General features: G+C 77.2%; 2 protein-coding genes. Both read right to left on the minus strand.

The genetic code is table 11. The features are described 5' to 3' along the window. The coding region (locus tag ACLBYB_RS32370; RefSeq protein ID WP_447701322.1) for a condensation domain-containing protein at nucleotides 1–2627 on the minus strand (2627 nt) is incomplete at its 3' end. After that, the coding region (locus tag ACLBYB_RS32375) for an amino acid adenylation domain-containing protein (protein WP_447701323.1) at nucleotides 2624–6253 on the minus strand (3630 nt) is incomplete at its 5' end. The genes ACLBYB_RS32375 and ACLBYB_RS32370, both read right to left, overlap by 4 nt.

Here is a 6253-nt window from a genome sequence, read left to right on the forward strand (position 1 = left end):
GGGTCGGGCACGAAGCGCTCGGCGGTCAGGCCGGGGCGTCCGAGATAGCCGCGGGCGAGGCCGGTGCCGCCGATGTAGAGCTCGCCCACCACCCCAACCGGCACCGGGTGCAGCGCGTCGTCGAGGATCCAGGCGGTCCGGTCGCCCACCGGGCTGCCGATCGGCGCGTACGGCGTGTCGCAGGTCGTGCCGGCGGGGACCTTCCAGACGAGCGGCGTCACCACGGTCTCGGTCGGCCCGTAGCCGTTGATGAGGCGGCGCGGCCCGAGGGCGCGGTTGACGCGCGCGAGTTCGTCGCGCAGCATCGCCTCGCCGCCGAAGGAGAGCAGGTCGAGGGTCGGCGCGCCGCCCTCCTGCTCGGCCCAGCGCGTCAGTTCCCGGACGTAGCTCGGCGGGAAGCCGGCATTGGTCACGCCGTGCCGGCGGAACGCCGCGAACACCTCCGCCGGCGACCAGAGCGCGTCGTCGCGGAGCACGAGGCTGGCGCCGCAGGCGAGCGCCGTCAGCCAGCGCTCGTGCCCGCCGTCGAAGTTGAAGGTGATGAAGTGGAACTCGCGGGAGTCCGCGTCCATCTCGTAGAGCGGCGCGGTCGCGCGGACGTGCATCGCGAGGGGGCCGTGCGCGACCGCCACCGCCTTCGGCTTCCCCGTCGAGCCGGAGGTGTAGATCAGGTAGGCGAGGTTCTCCGGGTGGAGCGCCACCGGGGGTGGAGGCCCCGCTTCCGCGTCCGGCGCGTCCGCGTCGATCAGGATCTGCCGGACCCCGGCTGGCCCGCGGCCGGCATGGGCGCGATCCGTGACGAGGACGCGCGCGCCGCTGTCGGCGACCATCGCGGCGATCCGCGCGTCCGGCAGGTCGAGCCCGAGCGGCAGGTAGGCGCCGCCCGCCTTGAGCACGCCGAGATAGGCGGCGAGCAGGCCGGGCGAGCGGGGCAGCATCACGGCGACGACCGTGTCCGGGCCGATGCCGGCCTCGGCGAGACGGTGCGCGAGGCGGTTCGCCTCGGCGTCCAGCGCGCCGCGGCTCGTGGCGCGATCGGCGAAGATCACCGCGGTCCGTTCGGGGTCCGTGCGCGCGAACCCCGCGATGGTCACGTGAACGGGCTGCCCGTCGACCTCGGGCGGCGCGGAGGGCGGGTTCAGCCGCGCGATCTCGCCCGGTGTGAGCAGGGGCGCCCCGTGGATCGGCGCGTCCGGCGCCGCGACGAGGCTGCCCAGCAGGGTCAGGAAATGGTCGCGCCAGCGCGCGACGGTGGCCGCGTCGAACAGGTCGCGGGCGTAGGTGAGGTGCGCGGTGAAGCCGCCCTGCGCCTCCTCCAGCGTGGTCAGGCCGAGATCCACGTGGGCGCTGCCGGTGGCGCGGGGGACGCGCTCGACCGACAGGTCGCCGACGCGGATCGTGGCGAGCGGGCGCTCCTGCAGGTGCTGGACGATCGCCTGGAACAGGGGATTGCGGCCCGGATGCCGGTCGGGGCTCAGGGCGCTCACGAGCCGCTCGAACGGCACGGATTGATGGGCCTGGGCTTCCACGAGGAGCGCCCGCGTCGCCTCCACGCACGCGGCGAAGCTGTCCAGCGGGTCGAACGCGAAGGGCAGCACCAGGGTGTTGGCGAAGCTGCCGATCACGCCCGCGGTCTCGGGCCGGGTGCGGTTCGCCACCGGCACGCCCAGGCGGAGAGCGCGCTCGCCGCCGAGGCGCTGGAGCAGGATCGCGAAGCCGGCGGCGAGGACGTGGAACGCGGTCGCGCCGCGGCGGCGGGCCAGGGCGCGGATGCCCGCCGCGGTCGCGGGCGGCAGCGGGAAGGTCAGCGTCTCCCCGGTGAAGCTGGGCACGTCGGGGCGCGGCCGGTCGGCGGGCAGGGCGAGGACGGGGTGCTCCGTGCCGAGGAGGTCCGTCCAGAACTCGAGGCTCGCGGCCTGGGCGCCCGCGTCCAGCATCCGCGCCTGCCAGGCGGCGTAATCCGCGTAGGTGATGGCGGGGGCCGCGCTCTCCGGCGCGTCGGATCCGTAGCCGGTGGCGACCGCGTCGATCAGCAGGTCCATCGACACGGCGTCGCCGACGATGTGGTGCAGGGTCAGGAAGACGACGTGCCGATCCGGCGCCTCGCGCACCAGGGCGGCGCGCAGCAGGGGCCCGCGCGCGAGGTCGAAGGGCGCCCGCTCGACTACCGCCTCGATCGCGGCGCGGCGCGCCCGCGCCTCGGCCGCGTCGCAGCCGGTCAGGTCGTGGCGGGCCATCGCGAACGTGCCCGCCGGGTCGACCTGCTGCACCGGCTCCCCGTCGCGCAGGGGGAAGCGCGCGCGCAGGCCCGCGTGACGGGCGACGGCGCCGGCGAACGCCCGGTCCAGCGCCTCGGGGTCGAGCGGACCGGTCAGGCGCAGCGCGCCGACGATGTGATAGGCCGGGCTCTCCGGGTCGAGCTGCCAGAGGAGCCAGAACCGGCGCTGCGCGTCGGAGAGCGGTCCCGCGTCGCCGCCCTCCGCGGGCAGGATCGGCAGGCGGTCCGCGTCGAGGCCGCGCGCGGCGAGGTCCTGCACGAACCGGCGGCGCTTGCCGTCGGGCAGCGCGGAGAAGCGCGCCGCCAGGGCGCGCAGCTGGTCGTCCCGCGAGGGGCCGGTGTCAGTCATTCGGCGTGTTCCAGCGCGTCGAGGAGGTCGCTCATCGCGTCGATGTCGGCGTCCGCGCCACCCGCGTCCCGGCCGTCGATCGCGACCGCGAGATCCGCCAGGGTGCGCGCCTCGAAGACGGCGCGCAGGGGCAGGGCGATGCCGTGCGCCTCGCTCAGGCGCGCGACGACCCGGGCGACGAGGAGCGAGTGCCCGCCCAGGGCGAAGAAGTTGTCGCCGCGCCCGACCGAGGGGAGGTTCAGCACCTCGGCCCAGACAGCGGCGAGGCGGCGCTCCGTCCCGGTCCGCGGCGGGTCGGCGGCCGGGTCGGCGACCGGCTCCGGCGCCGGCAGGGCGGCGCGGTCGACCTTGCCGTTGGGGGTCAGCGGCAGGGCATCGAGCGTCACGACGGCCGCCGGCACCATCGCGTCCGGCAGCGTCGCGGCGAGCGCCCGGCGCAGCTCCGCGGGGTCGAGCGCCGCCCCGGGGCCAGGGACGACGTGGGCCACCAGCCGCGCGTCGCCGGGCCGGTCCTGCCGCGCGGTCACGACGGCCTGCGCGACGCCGGGTTGCGCGATCAGCGCCGCCTCGACCTCGCCGGGCTCGATGCGCACGCCGCGGATCTTCACTTGGTGGTCGACGCGGCCGCGGTAGTCGAGGGCCCCGTCCGCGCGCCAGCGCGCGCGGTCGCCGGTCCGGTACATGCGCGCGCCGGGCGGCCCGAAGGGGCAGGGGACGAAGCGCTCGGCCGTGAGCCCCGGCCGCCCGAGATACCCGCGGGCGAGCCCGGCGCCCGCGAGGTAGAGTTCGCCGACCGTGCCCGGCGGGACCGGCCGCAGGCCGCCGTCGAGGATATAGGCCTGCGTGTTCCACAGGGGCGCGCCGACGGTGACGGCCTCCGCGCCGGGCACGATCTCGGCCGCCGTGGACCAGATCGTGGTCTCGGTCGGGCCGTAGAGGTTGGTCACCCGCGCCGCCCGCGCGCTCAGGGCGCCCGCGAGGTCGGGCGGCAGCGCCTCGCCGCCCACCAGCACCCGCACGCCGCGCAGGGCGTCCGTCTCCGCGAGACCGCGCCACAGGGTCGGCGTGGCCTGCATCAGCGTGATGCCCGCCTCGCGGACGAGCCGCGCCAGACGCCCGGGATCGAGCACGTCGTCCCGCCCGGTGAGCACCACGCGCGCGCCGCGGAGCAGCGGCCCGAACAGTTCCAGGCCCGCGATGTCGAAGCCGACCGTGGTGACGGCGAGCAGCCGGTCCGCCGGCGTCACGCCGAGGCGATCGACGAGGTCGTGCAGCAGGTTGGTCAGGCCGGCATGCGGGACAACGACCCCCTTGGGCCGGCCCGTGGAGCCGGACGTGTAGATCACGTAGGCGGGATGGGCCGGCACGAGCGGGCGCGCCCGGTCCCGGTCGGTCGGCGCGCGGGCCGGCGCGGCCGCGAGCGCCGCGCGCCCGTCCGGGGCGTCGAGCACCAGGGCGGGCAGGCCGTCCGGCCGCGGCCACGCGTCGACGGTCACGAGGCCGGCGGGCCGGGCATCGGCCAGCATGAGGGCGAGCCGCTCCGCGGGGTAGCCCGGGTCGAGGGGCAGGTAGGCCGCCCCGGCCTTGAGCACGCCCAGCAGTGCCGCGACGAGGTCCGGCCCGCGCGGCAGCGCCACCGCCACGATGTCCTCCGGTCCGATCCCGCGGGCGATGAGCGCGTGGGCGATCCGGTTGGCGCGGGCCTCGAGCTCCGCGTAGCGCATCACCTCCGAACCGGCCACCAGGGCGACGGCCTCCGGCGTGCGGGCCGCCTGCGCGGCGACGAGGGCCGGCAGGGTCTCGGGCGGCACCGCCCGCGCCGTCGCGTTCCAGTCCGTCACGACCTGTCGCCGCTCGCCGGCCTCGAACAGGTCGAGATCCCCGATTGCCCGGTCCGGCGCGGCCGCCAGGGCCGCGAGCAGCCGCGCGAACCGGTCCGCGAGGCGGGTCGCGCCGGCTTCTTCGAAGAGGTCCGTGGCGTATTCGAGGTGGCCGACGACGCCCGCCTCCGTCCCGTCGGCCCCGCGCCGCTCGACGAGGTCGAAGGCGAGGTCGAACCGCGCGGCCCCGGCGCCGACCGGATCCGGGACGGCGCGCAGGCCGGCCAGATCGAAGGAATCCGGCACGCCGTCCTGAAGGGCCAGCATGACCTGGAACAGCGGATGGCGCGCGAGCGAGCGCGGCGGGTTCAGCACCTCCACGAGGCGCTCGAAGGGCACGTCCTGGTGCGCGTAGGCCTTGAGCGCGACGGCGCGGGCGCGCCCCACGAGATCGCGGCCGCTCGGGTCGCCGGACGTGTCGGTCCGCAGCACGAGCGTGTTGACGAAGCAGCCGACGAGGCCGTCGAGGGCCTCGTCCGTGCGGCCCGCGATCGGGCTCCCGAGCGGGATGTCCTCGCCCGCGCCCAGGCGGGTCAGGAGCGCCGACAGGCCGGCCTGGAGCACCATGAAGAGGCTCGCCCGCTCGCGCCGCGCGAGATCCGCCAGCGCGCGGTGGAGATCCGGCCCGAGGGCGAGGGGCACGCGCCGCCCGCGGTGGCTCGCCGTCGCCGGGCGCGGCCGGTCGGTGGGCAGCGCGAGGCCTTCGGGCAGCCCCGCGAGCTGCGGGCGCCAGTAGCCGATCTCGCGGGCGATCAGGCTGTCCGGGTCGGCCTCGTCGCCGAGACGGTCGCGCTGCCAGAGCGCGTAGTCCGCGTACTGCACCGGCAGGGCCGGGCGCTCCGGCGCCGAGCCGCGGCACCGCGCCGCGTAGGCCGCCGCGAGATCGCGCATCAGCGGAGTCAGCGACCAGCCGTCGGCGGCGACGTGGTGGATCAGGAGGAGGAGCCCGTGCGCGTCCGGGCCGAACCGGTACAGCCGCGCGCGGATCGGCAGGTCGACGGCCAGGTCGAAGGGCGCGCGCGCCGCCGCGGACAGCGCGTCCGGCCACGATTCCGGGTCCGCCGCGCGCAGGTCGAGGCCGGGCCGCGCCGCGTCGGGCGGCAGGACCTGCTGCGCCGGCGCCCCGTCGATCGCGACGATGCGGGTCCGCAGGCTCTCGTGGCGCGCCACCACGTCGGCGAGGGCCGCGCGCAGCGCGTCGGCGTCGAGCGGACCCGTGAGGCGGAGCGCGATCGGGATGGTGTAGGGATGCGCGCCGTCGATCCGCGACAGCAGCCACATCCGGGTCTGGGCCGCGGAGAGTGGGACGACGTCCGGCCGCGGGCGCGCGACGAGGGGCGTGCGCGCGGGGCCGACGTGTCCGGCCGCCTCACCGGCCGCGTCGCCGCCCGCGGCGATCCACCCGCTCAGCGCCGCGACCGTCGGGGCCTCGAACACGGCGCGCAGCGGCAGCTCGACGCCGAGCGCCGCGCGCAGCCGGCTGACGAGGCGCGTGGCGAGCAGCGAGTGCCCGCCGAGGTCGAAGAAGCCGTCGTCGACCCCGACCGCGTCGAGGCCGAGCACCTGCGCGAAGGCCAGCGCCACGGCCGCCTCGCGCGCGGTGCGCGGCCCGCGCCGACCCGCGCCCGCCCAGTCGGGTTCGGGGAGCCGTCCTGGGTCGAGCTTCCCGTTGGCGGAGACCGGCAGGGCGGGCAGGGCGAGGATGCGGGCGGGGCGCAGCGCGTCGGGCAGCGTGTCGGCCAGGGC

The sequence above is a fragment of the Methylobacterium sp. D54C genome (genome assembly GCF_053345595.1).